Source organism: Paenibacillus sp. sgz302114 (assembly GCF_056120345.1).
The window spans coordinates 448,041-465,428 of sequence record NZ_JBVYOI010000004.1 but is presented as its reverse complement, the minus strand read 5'-3'; the positions used below and the strand labels follow the sequence as shown (position 1 = coordinate 465,428).

Genomic DNA, 17,388 nt, shown 5'->3' with positions numbered 1-17,388 from the left:
CTCCTGTATAACGTTTAAAGCCGGTTATTTATTTGCTTCGTTCAAAGCTTGGAGCGACTCATCAAGTACGGTCTTGCACTTGTCCGCACTAGGGCTCTTTGATCGATTGGCTGCTAGCACATCATCTATCGTTCCATCGATTTGCGTCCACATTTTTCGATCGATCTTGCGGAGCTTCGCCTGAGCAACATCCCAATCATGCTCCAGATCATCCGCTCTTGATTTCGCTTTCGCAAAATCACTCGCATTGACTGCAGTAACCATATCGTTCTCGATTGCAATAAAGTCATTTAATTGTCCACTCAACGTCGTTTGCGATGAATCGACTTTTGGCACGATGTTAGTATTGCACCAGTAATAGCCGCCAATGCCTAGAACCAAAAATACACAAAGTACAGCGACAGTTTGAGTAAGCACGTTTTTGTGGCTGCCATTTGCTTTGGCTGTTGGTATGGAATCATTCTTCATGATAATATCCATCTTACTTATGGCTAGGAATACGATTATGGCGACGATTGCGATAAGGAATATGATGCTTGTACCTGTTGTACCTAACTCAAGGCCGCCGTTTTTCTTCGATTGTGATAAGTAATCGCCAAGTGAAGCACCCAGCGGACGAGTTAGGATATATGCGACCCAGAAGGCTAGGATTTCATTAAGCTTCAGCTTCCATGCCACAAACACTGCAGCAATGATGATAACAACGGTGATTCCCGTTTTTAAGTAACCAAGGCCAAGCTGTTCGGAGTAGAGATCTCCTACTGCAGTTCCAAGTGCAAATGTGAACAGAATGGTAAGCCAATAGAAGGCTTCTCTTCTTCTCGTGAAGATGGAATGGATGGATAGCGTCTTTTCACTTAGGTACCAGAACAGGAAAGTTAGAGCGAGCAGTGCGCTGAAGACGATCGTACTGAGTTCAAGCGGCACGCCCATAGAATCCGTTAGATTATCGGTAACAAGCGTACCAAATACGCTTATTAAGACGACGGTTAGCCAGTAAATGAAAGGTACATACTTCGTAGCTTTGAATTGAAGATACAATACAATTGCAAACGCTATGCCCATAATGAAGGTCGTGAGCGTTAATCCCCATCCGAGGTTAACATTTAAGAAATCCGAAAAGGTTTCTCCCACTGTCGTACATAATACCTTGATGATCCAGAAGAAAACCGTAACTTCCGGCACCTTGCTTAGCAATGATTTGAGTTGGTTCTGATTTGCTGTCATCTTATTCCCCCTTTTTGAACGTTGTGAACATTCGTAGATTAAACGATAACTATAAAAAAAATCTTAAGTGGTGATTAAATTCTTCATAATTGCTAGGTCTGTATATAAAAGAAAGGACATGACCGCAGTCATGACTCTTTTTCAACTTTATATATGAGTATTTTCTCATATCATTCTAACAAACTCATTCTATCTATTGGATTTAAAGGGTTATCCGGCTAATTGGGAATCCGTAGGCGAAATTCTCTGTGATATAGTGTCTCCAGGCAACGAACACAGCCTAATATGAATTGCACTGGAGGCAATCTACATGATTCATACATTTCGAATTAATCGCGCATCAAAAAAGTTAATTGGGATTACGTTGAGCTTGTCAATCGCACTTACGGGAAGTATTCTATACAAACCTCAGACAACACACGCTGCAACTGCAAGTAATTCGGTAGTGGATAATGTTATTACGACAGGTAAACAATTTTTAGGCGTACCTTATAAATTTGGTGCGAAATCCGGACAGACCAGTACATTCGACTGTTCATCTTTCATCCAATATATCTATAAGCAAAATGGTGTTAATCTGCCTCGTTCATCTAGACAGCAAGCTACGGTAGGTATACCGGTTGCGAAGAATCAGCTGCAGCCAGGTGACTTGGTCTTCTCTGATACAAATCGCGATGGCGTCATTAACCACGTCAGTCTATATATTGGAGATGGAAAGTTACTGCAGACTTATCGTGTCGGCATTGGTGTAACGATTTCTAATTTTGCAGGTAGCACATGGGATCATACGTTTGTTACGGCTCGTCATATCTTACCCGGTGATTCAAGTGGTGCGAATGTAACTCAGCCAGTTCAGCCTAGTACTCCTTCGATTCCGGTTCAACCTGTAAAACCCTCTCGGCCAACTCATGTCGGAACTACGACGAGCCATGGTCATTACCATGAGGATCAGGGTCAAGAAGACAACTAAATAGAAAATGATCTCATGTTTATGAAGAACATAACGCACACAAGATTCCCTACTTCCGTGTTTAATAAATCGCCAAATGTCGTGGCCGTTTTAAGCGCTGTAGGCATAAACTTTGAATCAGACTTCGCGAATGGAACATGTTTTACCGGATAAGGAATCAAGCTTGCGGGCAACTTCCTTGGACTTATAAGATGAGATTCCTTTCCCGTCCAATAAAACCTGTCCCTCAGTAGGCTTAAGCAGTTTGGAGAGCTTACGGAGTAAAGTTGATTTGCCACAAGCGTTTGGTCCAACGATAACAACGCTCTTCGTTCGGAGATTGCGAATTGTATTCGCAATTTCATTGATTTTATTATTGATTTGCTCAGTTTCCAAGCACTTCATATCCTCTAAAACAATGTGCTCTTTAACCAAGTTTATCCTTAAGATCACAGCATTATCCTGCCCATTCGTATTATGAGGTCACCAGAACTTACTGGTCGACCTCATTTTTATGTGGTCGTAAGATTGCGGTAGCCGGGGATCGAACGTTCCTGCCCGTGGGACTCAACACGAGCCACTCGGGATGAGCGGCGATTAGAGCGTGGTCGGCTAAGTTTGTCTGCGAAGCTCGGCGATAGACATCACGTATCGTGTCGACGTCGCCCGTGTCCGCGCTCCGAATGACGAGGTCATCTACAGTACCAAGAGCATCTGGCTAAACTCGAACAGTCGATAGATGCTCTGGCTGCAGAATTACATGAGTATGAGTTGATCCAATCGATACCCGGCATTTTGGCACCAGAATTGCTGCAACAATTCTGGCTGAGTCGCATTTGCCGTTGTGGATCCAAGCGTTTGCTCTTCCGGCAAGTTTACAGCCACTCGAAACTCGATTACCAAACGCGGTTCACGAAGGCAATGAACAACCTTATATCTGGCCGTACGCTGCGGTTTACTCAGCTCGCGTAACCAGAAGCTCAAAGCCTATTACGAGATGAAGCGTGCCGAAGGCAGGCCGTTTAAAGTAGCCGTATTGCTTGCGTAAATAAGTTAATCCACTGGATTTTTTATAGGAATCACGTTCTTTCACCCATGAAAATCCCGCTAATAAGTTTTACGGTTTCAAAATTATTTTCATCGCGTTTTCCTCTTTATTATTGAAGATTTTATACCCGTGCTCAGCTTCGTTCAGGCTGATCCGGTGACTGATAATATCAGTTGGATCGAACACACCAACTTTTATTTGTCGATAAAGTTCCGGCATGTAATGGATAACCGGCGCTTGCCCCAATTTCACTGTTATGTTACGTGCAAACAAATCGCCGAAAGGGAAGAAATTGTAATTCATTCCATACACCCCGGTTACTTGGATTGTGCCACCTTTGCGGACTAACTTTGTCGCCATTCGAAATGCACCGAGTCCACCTCCTTGAAGCTTGAGCAGCGTTTCCACTTTTTCCAAGAGCGTCTTCTCGGAATCCAGCCCTACTGCATCGATCACGACGTCCGCTCCACCTGCTGTTATTTCCTGCAAATGGCCAAGAAGATCATCCTTTTCCTTGAAGTTGAACGCTTCTACTTTATTGGTCTTCCGAGCATGCTCCAAACGATAGTCTACATGATCCACGGCAATGACCCTTTTTGCACCTTTTAGCCATGCGAATTTTTGCGCCAGAAGACCAACAGGCCCGCAACCAAGAATAATGACGGTGTCGTCTTGTTTTACTCCGGCGTTGTCAATGCTCCAGTAAGCAGTTGGAACAATATCGGATAGAAACAATATCTTCTCGTCTTCCATCTCCGCGTCCTCAGGAACCTTGAAAGGAATGAAATTACCAAACGGCACGCGCATAAGCTCAGCTTGTCCGCCTGCGTATCCGCCATAGGTTTCGGAATAACCGAAATAGCCACCTGTGTCACCATGTAGAAATTCGTTTGAATTGTCGCATTGGCTTTCGAGTTGATGGTTACAGTACCAGCATTGACCGCAGGCGACATTAAAGGGAATGATTACACGATCTCCTTTTTTGACACGTGTAACCTCTTTCCCAACCTCCTCAACGATTCCCATAGGTTCGTGACCGATGATGAAATTATCCGGCATATTGGGAATTTCGCCATTGTAAATGTGCAAATCCGAACCACAGATGGTTGTTGTCGTTATACGTACAAGAACATCGTCTGCTTTGCTAAGTCTGGCATCCTCCACTTCTTTTACCTTCACTTTTTTCATTCCTTGATAAGTTAAAGCCTTCATAATGCCACCTCTTCCTTTGATAATAACGTCAAAAGCATTCCCTTTTATCGCCTTGGACAATCATTAATGTTGCAGATCGAATGGCCGGAGAAATGGTTGGCATGAATGGATCATTACCACATGCGAGAAAGGCTATACTCAAAATAACAAAGCTTAAGGTGGTTACTTTCATGTGTTATCTCGTGCCCTCACGTTATTAGGGGGCAGCCGATCGTTTTGTCCGGAGGCTGCAAGATGGGCAAATAAAAAAAGCTGCATCTCAGGCAGCTTCATACAATAAACGATGCAAATGTAGGGTGACTCAGCCTTTTGTCTTTCGTGAATCATTGAAACTTAACTTTCGTTGGGAAATCATCCAATGCGATACATCCATTTTCTAATAAGGATATCCGATTATTGAAATACTTTTTATGAATATAACTTAGGAGGTGAGCAATAATGAGCACTAAAGCCAAACAGGACCACAACCCAAAGAAAAGTCAGTCACGATCTAACAACCCGAACGATCAAGGAAAACCAAATGCGCAAAAATAATCGAAATAAAACAGATATGGGACAGTAAAATAGGATGAGCTGCAATAAACCCGGTCTACATGACCGGGTTTATTGCGGTTTATTGCGGCTCATTTAACAATTCTCAACGAATGATTTCAATAAATATATTAACCAAACATGAATGCTATAGTATCCGTTAGCGGAACATTCGAAGGCTGCCGGTCAACTTTGAAAGCGAGATATTTACTAAAAGGTAGAAGCAGGTTGTTCGTCTATTCTCATACGGAGTAAACTGTAAGGCTTCTGCCGCAGGTCATATCCATAATGAAATCTTGACTGCCGATGTAATTGATTGACAATGAAATATAAGTATTGGTCTGGACCAATAGAAAAAGTATCCGGCCATAAAATTCTCGGATCATGTGCGATGGTTTCCATTATTCCATCCGACAATATCTTTCGAATACTATTGTTTTCATAGTCTCCAGCGTAAACGTTTCCTTTTGCATCGGTGATCATTCCATCTGAAGCACCTTTTTCTCCCCAATACTTCACGTGATACTGTAAATTCATATCCGGTATTGTTCGGTCTCTTAGGGATTCCGTTGAAATCGAGTACAGATGACGACTGGAGAGAGGACAAAAATACAACATCTTGCCATCCGGGGAAATCGCTATGCCATCGGATGCCAATCTAAAAGGTGAAGTGGATCCGTCTTTGTTTCGATTCATCAGTACTTTACCTTCAACTTTCGGTAAGAGACAGAGATCGGGCGAAGTTGAATGTGCTCCGTTTAACCGTCTCCAGGCATAACCGGTTTCTAAATCAACGACAATAATGGCTCCTGGTCCTCGGGAAGACGAATCCGTTATATAAGCATAACCTGCTTTACCAACACGGAAGTCAACTCGGACATCATTCAGATATGTGGTTGGCAGGACAACATCTTCCGTAAATGTATATACCCTTCTTATAGTATTTGAATTTAAATCTACAGCGACTAACTTCGCCCCCCCTTTGATGGGTTCTGAGAAATTAGGAGCTCCCGTATCCAATATCCAAAGCGTACCATTTCCATCAGCAACGACACTTTGGACACTAATGAGGGACGTTGTGATATTCGATGGGCTTACCACATTAGCGTCTAAACTAGGATAAGGCTGTAATGTATCGTGAACGATTTCAGCCACCGTAAATTTAACGTCGTCTCCCCATTTCGGAAAGCAAATGAAAATACGCCCGGTTTCAGAAACAGCAACGCCTGTAGGCATGGCTCCGTAAAATAAAAAAACGGCCTCAAACTTACCGAAATACTTTTCACTCGGTAACATCACTTGTATAAAATCCTCCTCAACAGGTTCGAACTGCTATTACCTATTTATATGACTGAATGTGGTTCAATTGCCTGGATAATAAAATATTATTACGGGAACCCCTTTATACAAGCTATGGTCATGGACATCGAACGAAATTTATTGCTGCTAGTCTGGTTTGTGTGTATAACTCTTTGCGGTCTAAACAATACAACTTCTTGTCTTTTGAAAAGGACAAGAAGTTGTATCCATAAAATATAAAAACCGCGTTTTACGCGGAATCTAATGGATATATGTTCTTATCCTCTTACAATTTTCGACAACTCGCGCCACGTGGCTTGCTGATCCCCCGCATCCCATTTAACCGCTGTACCTAGTGCGTCTCCTAATGTCCTCAGAGGCAGCATCAAGCGTCCGTTCTTTGTTTCCGGCGCAATTGTCAGTGTAACTGCCTTTCCAGCCACCAGAGCCGTTTTGGATACTTCGGTGAACTTAATGGGATCAAGTTCTTGTCACCTGACATGAAAAAGCAGTCCATCCTTAGTTAGAATGGACTGCTTATTAATTTTATAAAGGCATCGTCCAAACAATCTCCGCGATGCGCACGCATGCTTGACGGGTGTGGAGCTGAAGCAGCACATGATCGGGCTTGACGTCGATGATAGTTCCTTCAATGGCTCCTCGTGTTGTCTCTAATAAGACGCAGTGGCCGATTAAACGACGAAGAGCTTCTACGACATAGGGGTCAATTGACGAAACGGTATACACTTGGTTCGGACCGACCTGAGCAGGGCTAACTTGTGTTGGACTAACCTGTGTTGGTTGATATTGGTACAAAATGTGACCACTCCTTTAAGTAGGTTCGAACTCATCATATGCAGCTGCCCATTTGGGGGATTGGGCGATCGCTCCCCTATCGGAGCTTAACGTGCCCATCAGTTCGTTAAGCCTTCTTCGCTCTCGGTGCGCTTTCGAAGTTGATCGACTTGTGCGTGCCGTCGCAGAACGGCTTGTTGCCCGATGCTCCGCACCGACATAGCGAGAACGATTCTTTGTGCTCGAACAGGTTGCCTTCTGCATCAACTAATTCGACCTGCCCTGTTAACCGAAGTGATCCGTTGTCGTTCACTTTTATCGTCACTTTGCTTTCTTCCATGAGATTACCTCCTATGTATACTAAGTTAATACAAGTATATCCAGCGATCGTTGGAAAAAGACGAGCACCTGCTATAAGTTTGGTTTTGACAAGGACTCGATCCCATAAATAAAAAAGCCGCGATTTTCGCAGCCCTTAATCAATTCCGCAAATTGGTAGTTTCGTATATCAGTAATGACCCGCGATCGTCATCTGGCACAGCGTATAGCCGCAACTCTTGATCAGCGCTCTCAATGAACATTGGATTACGAGTAATGACATTACCTTGCGGAGAAACTACAGTAATGGGCGCTTCATGAATCGTTTCTAACGTTTTCGTCTCTATCAGGGCCATACCCCCTAGCTCGTAAGAGTTGGAATTGATTCCGGCAGGATGTGGCAGCTCGGATACCCCGCTTAAAATCATTTTGCCATCGCCTACATATTGCCCATCTTGATAGTCCACATAGTGGCTCGAGTTTGTCTTCATTAACAAAAGCTCTCCGTTTGGGTTCCATTCATAGAACTTGCGCGAACCCCAGCTATTGCCGATAAGTTTTCCTTGTTGACCATCGCGTACCAGCCCTCCGATGTGATCATTGAACCGGAACGATTCTTCTGCTTTTATTGAATGAGGATCTATTTTGTAAATAATAGTTTGACTGTTAGGCCGGTATTCGGCAACAGGCATCCATATATGACAGCCATCAAAATCGATGCCGCCGGGGTGGTAAATATCCCCTTCTCCTAAGTGCAAATCATGAACAAGCATTCCCTGTCCGTCAAAAACAAAAAGATGGCCAATTCCTCTTCCGGGGGTACGATCATAACCGTCCCAAGGCTGCTCATATCTAGCAGGCCATTCGATAAGTTCGACTGAGGATAAATAAAACAAGTCCCCGATTCGAACCATGCCTTGCGAGTGACAGTTATTAAATTGTAAATCAAACTTATTTTTCAACTCCCACTTTGTGTCTCTTGATACTTTTTGAAACTGGTCTATGAGTTGTTGGTTAGTCATAATCAAGTCACTCCTCACTAAGTCGTAAATCGAAATATATGTCATTCTTTAAAGCGAATACGAAATCTAACGTGCCATCGCATCAAAATAATCTTCGCCTAGGTCCACATACATTTCTTTCTAGATAAATAAGCAAGCTGCCGTTGTCAGGAATTCTGTTCGAAGACTTGAAAGCTTAGGATATGCCGTTTCAATCTCAGAGGTTCTTGATCTACTATCTTTCGAGAATTAATTACTGGGTGCTACAACTTTAAAAATCTCAGTCCAATAAAAATCATCAAACCACCTACAACAAAGGACATCGTTTTATATAACCATAATGGAAGACCCGCAAAGTCTTTCTCCTGTACCTGTTTGTTCATCCTAAATCCTTGGATCATGGGGGTGATCCACTTGCTTTATTACGGAGTTATATTATGTATAACGTTTCTGCGTTACTTTTGTACAAAAAGCCGCGAAAATCGCGGCTTTTTGTATTTATGAGATCATGTTTTTATCACCCGACATGAACAGGAATTGGTGAGCCCAGTGCAGCTATCAACATCCTCTTGCGGGACGATGGCGATTCCATTTCAACGGTTCTACATCTCCATCATATCGTGCCAATAATGGTGCCATCATGTCTTTTGCAGCCTGAGGCCAATGCTCAGGAACCTTAGTCGACATCCCCGCAATAAATCCCTGAACAGGTTCAGTTAGAGCATGCATATCTGGATGGAACCATAACGTAATTACTGTTCTGCGTTCATTTGATTCATTGGAATGTGAAGCGTGTAATATTCTGGAATCTCCGATGACCAAATCACCTGCTTTTACTTCCACATTTATTTCATCTGGACGAAGGGAGAATGCTGGCAGCTCCAGATTGGATGCTTCAGCCAATTGTCTCGAATGAGCTTCTTCTAGCTCAGCATGAAGCGGATTGTCTTTAATATGCGAACCAGGGATGACACGCAAACAACCGTTTTCTGGTGTTGTATCAACCAGATAATACATAAGGAATAATTGCTGGGGCACTTCACCGAATCCGTTTGGATCATCCCAACATGCATAGTCATAATGCCAGAATAATCGGGGACTTTGCGGCGGTTTACTGATTACATACCCACTTGTGAATTTGGGGTCGTCATACCCTAGAGACGCCAGTCCTTCTAAAGCTTTCGGCCACGCAATTAATTCTGCGAAAACAGGATCCACACTTACACTTATCATACTGCCCGTCGAACGCTGTCGTTTACTTTCCTCCGCCGATTGTTGAGCAAGCAATTCTTCTGTTACTTGCCGGATTGTATGAAGCAAGGACGGATCGAGCACATCGGGGATGATACAATACCCTTGTGTGAGTAATTGTTCACGTTTTTCCTTCGAAATAATTGTTGTCATGAGTCCTCTTCCTTCCCCTTTTGCGGCCTCAAGTGTCTTCTACAAATCTTCAATGCCTTCAGTAATCATGTCATGCGGTAAATGGCCCACGTAGTTAACCATTCGAAGGCTTACCGCTCCATCATCCTCAACATCGACCCGCGCAATTGAAGCATGCGAGAAGGCGAAACGGTTATGGTCACACGGCTCGCATCCCAGTAGTACGTTGAGAAAGACGGAACCAAATGCAGCGTGACATACAACGGCGATGCGGGCATCCTCCCCTTCGTATGTCTTACGTAGAGCCTCTATCGACAGTCTAGCCCGTTCATAGGTTTTCTCCCGTGTGTCTGCTTCCAATCTTCCCTGCCATACGTCCGGCCAATCAAATAGCTGGCTTGCCTGAGCCCCTTGATATACGTTTCCCAGTTGCGACAGCCTTGGATAATGCTCACTTTGAGCCTCTTTTATTGCAGTTGCATGATCTAAGTGGGCCTTGTATGTCCCTTCCAGCTCCAATTGACGCATCGCTGGCCAGCCTCTACGATCTGTTTCACACAGGATTGGCCACACATGCCAAGGAACCTCTGGTTGCCTTTTGTAAATCGCTTCCGCCGTTTGCAGCGCCCGCTGTAAAGAACTGGAGTAGATCGCATCCAAGCGTCCCCAGTTTGCAAATTGCTCCCCCGCAAATGCTGCCTGAGCTAGACCGCGTTGCCCAAGCGGAGAGTTCGGATGGCCGGGATAATTCGGTTCTTGATCCGCAGGCTGGGCATGTCTGACTAAATAGAGCCGCATCGACATTGGTGTTCGTAGACCTCCTATTGGTTATAGAGTGCCTCGGTATGGTTTGCTATCGTACGCGCTACTTTGAACTTGAGATATTTATTCCGCTTTGATGAAGGAGCTATTCTGACATGGATGCTGCAGCCTTCTGCAACACATGAATCACCTTATCGCACCAAATATCGAATTCATTATCTTCTTTCTGATGTTCAGGATGGGCTATTATGTAATCCACAGTACGCTTAATTCCTTGGTCAAAGCGTATTGTTGCTGCAAAACCTGGAACTAGTCTTTTCAGCTTAGAATTATCAAAGACAACGGAGTTAGCCTTATCTCCAATTAACCCGCCACGATAATCCTGTTTACTGCAGGCTGCCAGAAACTCAGATGAAACATGGACCGCTTGAAGCTTTACCCCAAGAGCATCGGCTATTGCCCCGTAGATTTGATTCCAAGTAACCGTTTCATCGGAAGTGATGTGAACGGATTCCCCAATTGCATGAATATTACCCATTAAACCGATAAAGCCTTTTGCAAAATCGCTATTGTGAGTCATCGTCCAAAGGGAAGTTCCGTCACCATGGATAATAACAGGTTTGTTTTCCAGCATGCGTTTGGCTACCTGCCAACTTCCATTTTTTCCATGCACGCCAAGTGGTATGGACCGTTCATCATAGGTGTGACTAGGCCTTACGATTGTAACGGGAAACCCAACATCCCGGTATTTCTTCATCAAAAAGTCTTCGCAAGCGATCTTGTTTCTGGAATATTCCCAATAGGGATTAGAAAGTGGAGTGCTTTCTGTAATGCGATAATCTGATAGAGGCTTTTGGTAAGCAGAAGCGGAACTAATAAAAATAAACTGCTTCGTCTTACCGTGGAACAAACGGAAGTCTCTCTCCAACTGCGCGGGATGAAACGCGATAAAATCCGCCACGACATCAAAGTTCAAGTTACTGATTAGCTGCGATACTGTATCTTCGTCGTTGATATCCGCTTGAAGGATATTTACGTTAGCCGGAAGGTCCTCGTTTCGATTGCCTCTATTCAGGAGATACAGTTCACACCCTTCATCCGATAACTGCTTTGTAATTGCCGAACTAATCGTTCCCGTACCTCCAATAAATAATGCTTTCATATCACACCTCCGCAAATTATGAAAAGTATCGCTCATGACCTTATCGTACATAGTTAGACATTACTAGTATTCTCTTTTGGATTCATTACTCCTTTAGCGTGAATAAAACTTGCCATTACTTATCGTATTCCTTCGGCGGATTCTTATATAAGCCTCTTTCTTAAAGCAACTGTTCATGGAGAAAATGCATATAAAATGGCGCTGACGATTTTTGCTAAAGCCCTAAATAACCTCGCTACAAATCTTCCGAGCCAGGAAATGCCGCCCTTTCTACCTTTTGTTTTTGCGTGAAGGACTTCAGCGCCTCCACATAAACAAGCACCAATCACAAGAAGCGCCAACCATAACAGGAACATCTTCATTTTGTAGCCTCCATCGATTCTATCGATCTCTAACAGGAACTTCCTCGGCTTTATGAAAAAGCATTGGTTTATCTTCCACCAATACCAACATTAGCATCGGGTTGACAGTTGGGCATTATGAACCGGCTGGAAATAACAAAATAACCGCCGTAGGGGGCGGTTTCATCTGAATTATCGTTACCCGTTAGTTCAATCCCCGGTCCTCATCTATAACCCATGAGAACTCTTTAGAAATAGCAATTGCAACGTTAGAAATTTTAGTCTCTGTCAGTCTCTATTTGGGCTTAAGCACAAACTCAAGGTAAATACATCCACGCCAAACTTTTTGCTAGCCGTGTACGTCTTAGAATTACGGCCCTTATCGTAAAGGAGAGTTAATTCATCATGTTTGCTTCCCCTTCTTCAAAGGAAGTGCTGCAATGCATCTTACAACACAAAGATAACGCTTATCGTTTGGCATATACATACGTCAGAAATCCCGATGACGCGCTGGACATTATTCAAGAAGCCATTCAGAAAGCTCTAGCCGCTTCAAAGTCACTCAAAGATGTTTCCCAGGCGAAGAGCTGGTTTTATCGCATCGTCATAAACGCTGCGTTAGACTTTTTGAGAAAGAAGAAAAACGTTGTTACGCTAGACGAGGAGACGCTCGAAACCTTTGGGCTCAGCTCAAATGATGCTTATATGGACTTTGATTTGGAGTCTGCAATGAATTTGCTCCCTCCTCTCTATCGAAGCGTTGTCGTGCTGCGCTACTTCGAAGACATGAAAATTGAAGAAATCGCCCAGGTCTTAAACGAAAATGTCAATACGATCAAGACGCGATTATACGAAGCTATTCGAAAATTGCGCTTGTTCATGAACGATGAAAACTTGAATAAGGTGGATGGCAATGGTTAACAAGATGACCGAACTGAAGCGACAATATAGAGAAATACCTGTCCCCGAGGGTCTGGACATTATTGTGGATGAAGCATTTCGTAATCATCTTCATAAGAAGGCGCTGAGAATTCGATGGATCGCTGCTGCGGCAGCAATTGTTACCTTGTTTATTTCCGCGTTAAACATAAGTCCTTCGTTTGCGAATGCATCTTCGAAGTGGCCAGTAATCGGCCCTCTTGCTAAAGTGCTTACTATCCGCGAATACAAGGTTGAAGAACCAACCTATAAAGCCCATATTCAAGTGCCGGCAATTACCGATCTAGGCGACAAGTTCTTAGAACAACAGTTGAACGTCAAATATTCTGCAGAGAGCAAACGGCTTTACGTTGAATTTATGGCGGAAGTGGAAGATCTGAAGAAAGCCGGCGGTGGAGAAGCTGGGGTGGAAAGCGGTTATGTTGTCAAAACGGATACGGATCGCCTGTTATCCGTTGGGCGCTATGTCACGAATACTGTGGGTTCCTCCTCCACCACATTCAAATACGATACAGTCGACAAAGTGAACCATGTACTCATTAAGCTGCCGAGTCTATTTACAGACGACCGGTATATCGAGATCATCAGCAATAACATTAAGGAGCAGATGCTATCGAGAATGAAACAAGACAAGAACGCATTCTTCTGGGTTTCCGGAAATGGTCAGCAAGAGTCGGACATGAATTTCAGAACGATTGAGAAGGATCAAAACTTCTATATTAATCAGGAAAGCAAACTGGTCATTTCCTTCGATAAGTACGCTGTCGCTCCCGGATCAATGGGCATTGTCGAATTCGTTATACCAACGGAGCTATTAGTTCATGATCTTGTTAATCATGAATACGTAAAATAATTCAGTCTCGAAGAATTCTTCCAAACTTTCTGATGTGGTTGCCCGTCATAGCTATGTGCAAACCACAATAAGTTTACGGAGGTAACTTCCATGAAGAAAAAAACCGTTATTGCTGCTGGGTTAACCGCAACCATGACGTTAGGGCTCGCGGTTGGTGTTTACGCATCTGGGCAATTGACCCAAGTGAAGGCTTTCTTAAATCCTTCCGTACACGTCCATGTAGGCGGCAGCCAAGTCGAATTAAAGGATGAAGATGGCTCGGCAGTAACGCCTCTCGTTTATAACAACCATACGTATTTGCCCGTTCGCAGCGTAGCCGGACAACTCGGATATGACGTATATTGGGAAGGCTCGTCACAGACGGCATATTTCACCCAAAAAAGCGAGTATCTCGAGTATCGAGCAGATGAGCAATTGATATTGGACAAATACGGTTACTCCTTGCAGATTCCAGCATCGTTTGGCGGCAAGCTTCGCCCGACTGTATGGCCAGCGGAATCGGTCGCGGACGGAATTAAATCCGGAGCATTGTCAGCGGGAGCACTTAGCGCGATCGACTTACTTTACTTACCACAAGATGCAGCATCACCTGAAGCACGAGTTGTTGCTACCGTAGAGGTTATGGATCAGGCAAAATGGAGCGCGGAGACCCACGATGTTAAAGACTCGGTGTTGGGAACCAAAGGCGAGTATGTGTACGTTCTCCGAGATGCGAAGGAAAATCCGTTCGGAGCAGGCACACCGGACAACGCCAGCTACAAGGCAATCGTCGATCATTTGACAGCGAGAGGCTATGATCTTGTTCTCTCCCCTGCCGTTTCGGCAAGCGCGGATATCGTATCCAAGCTGGTCGGCTCTTGGACCGAATCACGCAAAGGAACGGTAATGGAGCTGACCGCGGATGGCGTCTTCTATCGCGCTGGTCAAGCGGTGGGAAATTACTTAATCGTTGACTCTTCGCATATCCGTATCGTAGCGGACATGTCTGATAGTACGGTCGAATTTGTTGTAAACGGAGATACACTGAAGTTGGCCGGTCAAACGTTCACTCGAAATAAATAGAAATCCATAACAAGAAGGGTGCTTAATTCTAATGGAATCGGCACCCTTCCCTTAGTCATGTCAAGCGTGGGATTAAGTCTCCGTGCGCGCGCAGCACCGTGCAACCTTTCTTGGGAACCCCGCGTCTTAGTCTATTGCGAACAACTATTACCTTACATCTAGGAGCGTACATGATCATGACCAACAAGAAACGTCTTCTCAGCCTTATTCTTGCAAGCGCAATTATTGGAGGCCTGTTAGCAGGCTGCAGCAGTAATTCGAACGAAGCAAACCAATCAACCTCGAATGTGAGCAACAGCGCCGAATCAACGGATACTGGAACATCCGCCCAAGATCCTGCAGATGAAACTCAGAATGCAGCTGCGGATGAGTCTCAGAATACATCTCCCGAAACCGGTTCAGATGCATCCTCTAATGCCAATGAAACACCTGCTGGCGATTCTGCCCCTTCTCAGCCTGAAGAAGCGAAACCATCTACCCCGACAACGGACAAGCCAGATGACCAATCCAGCTCGAAGCCCGCTTCGAAACCTGCAGCAAAACCAGCTCCCAAGCCTACCGAGAAACCTACTGTGAAGCCAGAGCCAGATCCTGAGAGTAAACCAGCTCCTAAACCAAATGAGAAACCTACGGTGAAACCAACGCCGACCCCGAAGCCGAGACCGACCCCGAAGCCGAAGCCGGAAAAGCCTGTAACAAAACCGACTCCGATACCGGAAGCGCCAGCACCGAAGGTATCTGATCTTTATGCGAAAATTACGAGCGGAATTGAGCAGTCGATGACGATGGAGTTTACAGCGGATGATCTTAAAGCAGCTTATGAGCTCGACGCAAGCCAGCTCGCTGAATTCATCGTGCACGCGCCGATGATTAACATCAAAGTGAATGAGATCGGTATCTTCAAAGTAAAGAACGCGAAAGACATCGATATGGTCAAAGCAGGCATCGAGAAACGCGCAGCTTTCGTAATGTCGTCATTCGAGCACTATTTGCCGGACCAATACGAAATCGCTAAGAACTACAAGATCGTTGTTAAAGGGAATTATGTGTTATTCGTCATTTCGGATCAAGCTGACGCTATCATAAAAGCGTTCAACAGCGCTTTGGATAAATAAACAGCTTATGGTATTCAGCAGCCTGTTCTTTCTTTTTCTGTTCCTTCCGGCAGTGCTCGCGCTCTACTTCGGATCTCCGAAGAGAGCGCGCAACCTCGTCTTGTTCCTGACTAGCCTTATTTTTTATGCTTGGGGTGAGCCGGTCTATATTTGCATTATGCTTCTGTCAACAGTGACCGATTATAGCTTCGGCCTCCTACTCGGGAACCGAAACAGAGGCGCAGCCGCGCGCAAAGCGATTGTTGCCTTATCGGTCGTCGTCAACCTTGGCCTGCTCTCGTATTTCAAATACGCGGACTTTATCATTCATAACGTGAACGACTTGCTGGGGACGTCCATCCCCCTAACCGAGCTCGCGCTTCCGATCGGTATATCGTTCTATACGTTCCAATCGATGTCCTATATTATTGACGTCTACAAAGGGCGTACAGAAGCACAGCGTAACTGGATCGACTTCGGAACGTTTGTCGCCTTATTCCCGCAGCTAGTTGCTGGTCCTATCGTGCAGTACAACGCGATTGCCGAACAGTTGAAGAATAGGCAAGTCACGATAGCGGGCTTCTCGGAAGGCATTCAGCGATTTATCATTGGACTCGCCAAGAAGGTGCTGCTCGCCAATAACGTCGGGCTCGTTTGGGATGCGGTGACTGCTTCTGACATTCAATCACTTCCCGCGTTAACGGCGTGGCTTGGTCTTATCGCATTCGCGTTCCAAATTTATTTTGATTTCAGCGGTTATTCCGACATGGCTATCGGACTTGGTCTCATGTTCGGCTTCCGATTCAACGAGAATTTCAATAAGCCTTACGCAGCGCAAAGCATTACAGATTTCTGGCGCAGATGGCACATCTCGCTCAGCAGCTGGTTCCGCGATTATGTCTATATTCCGCTCGGCGGTAACCGGTACGGACTCTATAAGCAGCTTCGTAACATTATGATCGTTTGGCTGTTGACGGGACTATGGCACGGGGCGAGCTGGAACTTCCTTTTGTGGGGACTCTACTTCGGAGTCGTGCTGATTGTAGAGAAAATGTGGCTGCTTAAGCAGCTTAGCCGCTGGCCTCGCGTGTTCAGACACGCCTATGCTATTCTGCTCATTCTATTCGGCTGGGTGCTGTTTGCTTTCGACCAGCTGCCACTTGTGGGGCACTATTTTCAAGCATTATTCGGGGCTAACGGGCAACCGGCTTGGACCGATATGACAATCTACATGCTCTACTCGAACGCGGTTCTGATTATGATTCTAATCATGGCGTCTGTCCCTGGCGGCGTTTGGCGGCGCGAGTATGCCGCACCGATTCGATTGATCGGCCTGGCTGTGCTGTTCTTCCTGAGTGTCGCTTATTTGGTGGATGCTACGTTCAACCCGTTCCTATACTTCCGGTTCTAAT

Annotated in this window: 18 protein-coding genes and 1 pseudogene; 7 read left to right on the top strand and 12 right to left on the bottom strand. The window is 44.9% G+C overall.

Annotated elements, in window-relative coordinates:
• Window positions 1–24: 24 nt before the first annotated feature.
• The gene (locus AC0LWF_RS14235; protein WP_474652183.1) at window positions 25–1,227 is read right to left on the bottom strand and encodes a COG4705 family protein; all 1,203 of its coding nucleotides are present in this window, start codon (window positions 1,225–1,227) and stop codon (window positions 25–27) included.
• Window positions 1,228–1,537: 310 nt separating this feature from the next.
• Between AC0LWF_RS14235 and AC0LWF_RS14230 the strand changes: the two genes are divergently transcribed.
• Entirely contained in the window at window positions 1,538–2,197 is a 660-nt protein-coding gene (locus AC0LWF_RS14230) for a C40 family peptidase (protein ID WP_474652182.1), read from the top strand.
• A 117-nt stretch (window positions 2,198–2,314) separates the two neighbouring features.
• On the opposite strand, the gene AC0LWF_RS14225 is transcribed toward AC0LWF_RS14230, so the two are convergent.
• Window positions 2,315–2,572: an ATP-binding cassette domain-containing protein gene (locus tag AC0LWF_RS14225; RefSeq protein ID WP_474652181.1), complete on the bottom strand. Its 258-nt coding sequence runs from the start codon at window positions 2,570–2,572 to the stop codon at window positions 2,315–2,317.
• Window positions 2,573–2,872: 300 nt separating this feature from the next.
• On the opposite strand from AC0LWF_RS14225, the pseudogene AC0LWF_RS14220 reads away from it, so the two are divergent.
• Window positions 2,873–3,340 (top strand): annotated as a pseudogene (locus AC0LWF_RS14220) (transposase); the annotation flags it as partial.
• Here AC0LWF_RS14220 and AC0LWF_RS14215 read toward each other — a convergent pair.
• The 10 genes from AC0LWF_RS14215 to AC0LWF_RS14170 form a co-directional block, all read right to left on the bottom strand.
• The gene (locus AC0LWF_RS14215; protein ID WP_474652180.1) at window positions 3,294–4,436 is read right to left on the bottom strand and encodes a zinc-dependent alcohol dehydrogenase; all 1,143 of its coding nucleotides are present in this window, start codon (window positions 4,434–4,436) and stop codon (window positions 3,294–3,296) included. The pseudogene AC0LWF_RS14220 and the gene AC0LWF_RS14215 overlap by 47 nt on opposite strands.
• A 741-nt stretch (window positions 4,437–5,177) precedes the next feature.
• On the bottom strand, window positions 5,178–6,272 hold the full coding sequence (locus AC0LWF_RS14210) for an L-dopachrome tautomerase-related protein (protein ID WP_474652254.1): 1,095 nt from the start codon (window positions 6,270–6,272) through the stop codon (window positions 5,178–5,180).
• Between the two features lie 272 nt (window positions 6,273–6,544).
• Window positions 6,545–6,742 carry a stalk domain-containing protein gene (locus tag AC0LWF_RS14205; protein WP_474652253.1) on the bottom strand — a complete coding sequence of 66 codons (198 nt, stop codon included), beginning with the start codon at window positions 6,740–6,742 and terminating at the stop codon, window positions 6,545–6,547.
• Between the two features lie 70 nt (window positions 6,743–6,812).
• Window positions 6,813–7,082 (bottom strand): DUF2642 domain-containing protein, encoded by a 270-nt coding sequence (locus tag AC0LWF_RS14200; protein ID WP_474652179.1) that lies wholly within the window; start codon window positions 7,080–7,082, stop codon window positions 6,813–6,815.
• 106 nt (window positions 7,083–7,188) lie between these two features.
• Window positions 7,189–7,401 (bottom strand): CDGSH iron-sulfur domain-containing protein, encoded by a 213-nt coding sequence (locus AC0LWF_RS14195; protein ID WP_474652178.1) that lies wholly within the window; start codon window positions 7,399–7,401, stop codon window positions 7,189–7,191.
• A 139-nt stretch (window positions 7,402–7,540) separates the two neighbouring features.
• Window positions 7,541–8,401 carry a DUF6454 family protein gene (locus AC0LWF_RS14190; RefSeq protein WP_474652177.1) on the bottom strand — a complete coding sequence of 287 codons (861 nt, stop codon included), beginning with the start codon at window positions 8,399–8,401 and terminating at the stop codon, window positions 7,541–7,543.
• Window positions 8,402–8,938: 537 nt separating this feature from the next.
• Window positions 8,939–9,784, bottom strand: coding sequence for a phytanoyl-CoA dioxygenase family protein (locus AC0LWF_RS14185; RefSeq protein ID WP_474652176.1), 846 nt, complete (start codon window positions 9,782–9,784; stop codon window positions 8,939–8,941).
• 39 nt (window positions 9,785–9,823) lie between these two features.
• Complete coding sequence (locus AC0LWF_RS14180) at window positions 9,824–10,567, bottom strand: histidine phosphatase family protein (RefSeq protein WP_474652175.1); 744 nt, start codon at window positions 10,565–10,567, stop codon at window positions 9,824–9,826.
• Window positions 10,568–10,670: 103 nt separating this feature from the next.
• Window positions 10,671–11,687 carry an SDR family oxidoreductase gene (locus tag AC0LWF_RS14175; protein WP_474652174.1) on the bottom strand — a complete coding sequence of 339 codons (1,017 nt, stop codon included), beginning with the start codon at window positions 11,685–11,687 and terminating at the stop codon, window positions 10,671–10,673.
• A 173-nt stretch (window positions 11,688–11,860) separates the two neighbouring features.
• Entirely contained in the window at window positions 11,861–12,049 is a 189-nt protein-coding gene (locus AC0LWF_RS14170; RefSeq protein WP_474652173.1) for a hypothetical protein, read from the bottom strand.
• Between the two features lie 384 nt (window positions 12,050–12,433).
• On the opposite strand from AC0LWF_RS14170, the gene sigV reads away from it, so the two are divergent.
• The 5 genes from sigV to AC0LWF_RS14145 all read left to right on the top strand — a co-directional run bounded on the left by sigV (window position 12,434) and on the right by AC0LWF_RS14145 (window position 17,387).
• On the top strand, window positions 12,434–12,949 hold the full coding sequence (gene sigV, locus AC0LWF_RS14165) for an RNA polymerase sigma factor SigV (RefSeq protein WP_474652172.1): 516 nt from the start codon (window positions 12,434–12,436) through the stop codon (window positions 12,947–12,949).
• Window positions 12,942–13,820: an anti-sigma-V factor RsiV gene (gene rsiV, locus AC0LWF_RS14160; RefSeq protein WP_474652171.1), complete on the top strand. Its 879-nt coding sequence runs from the start codon at window positions 12,942–12,944 to the stop codon at window positions 13,818–13,820. The genes sigV and rsiV overlap by 8 nt, the downstream gene beginning before the upstream one ends.
• Before the next feature lie 90 nt (window positions 13,821–13,910).
• Window positions 13,911–14,882 (top strand): stalk domain-containing protein, encoded by a 972-nt coding sequence (locus AC0LWF_RS14155; RefSeq protein WP_474652170.1) that lies wholly within the window; start codon window positions 13,911–13,913, stop codon window positions 14,880–14,882.
• A gap of 176 nt (window positions 14,883–15,058) precedes the next feature.
• Window positions 15,059–15,997: a DUF4358 domain-containing protein gene (locus tag AC0LWF_RS14150; protein WP_474652169.1), complete on the top strand. Its 939-nt coding sequence runs from the start codon at window positions 15,059–15,061 to the stop codon at window positions 15,995–15,997.
• 7 nt (window positions 15,998–16,004) lie between these two features.
• Window positions 16,005–17,387 (top strand): MBOAT family O-acyltransferase, encoded by a 1,383-nt coding sequence (locus AC0LWF_RS14145; protein ID WP_474652168.1) that lies wholly within the window; start codon window positions 16,005–16,007, stop codon window positions 17,385–17,387.
• The last annotated feature ends 1 nt before the right edge of the window (window position 17,388 follow it).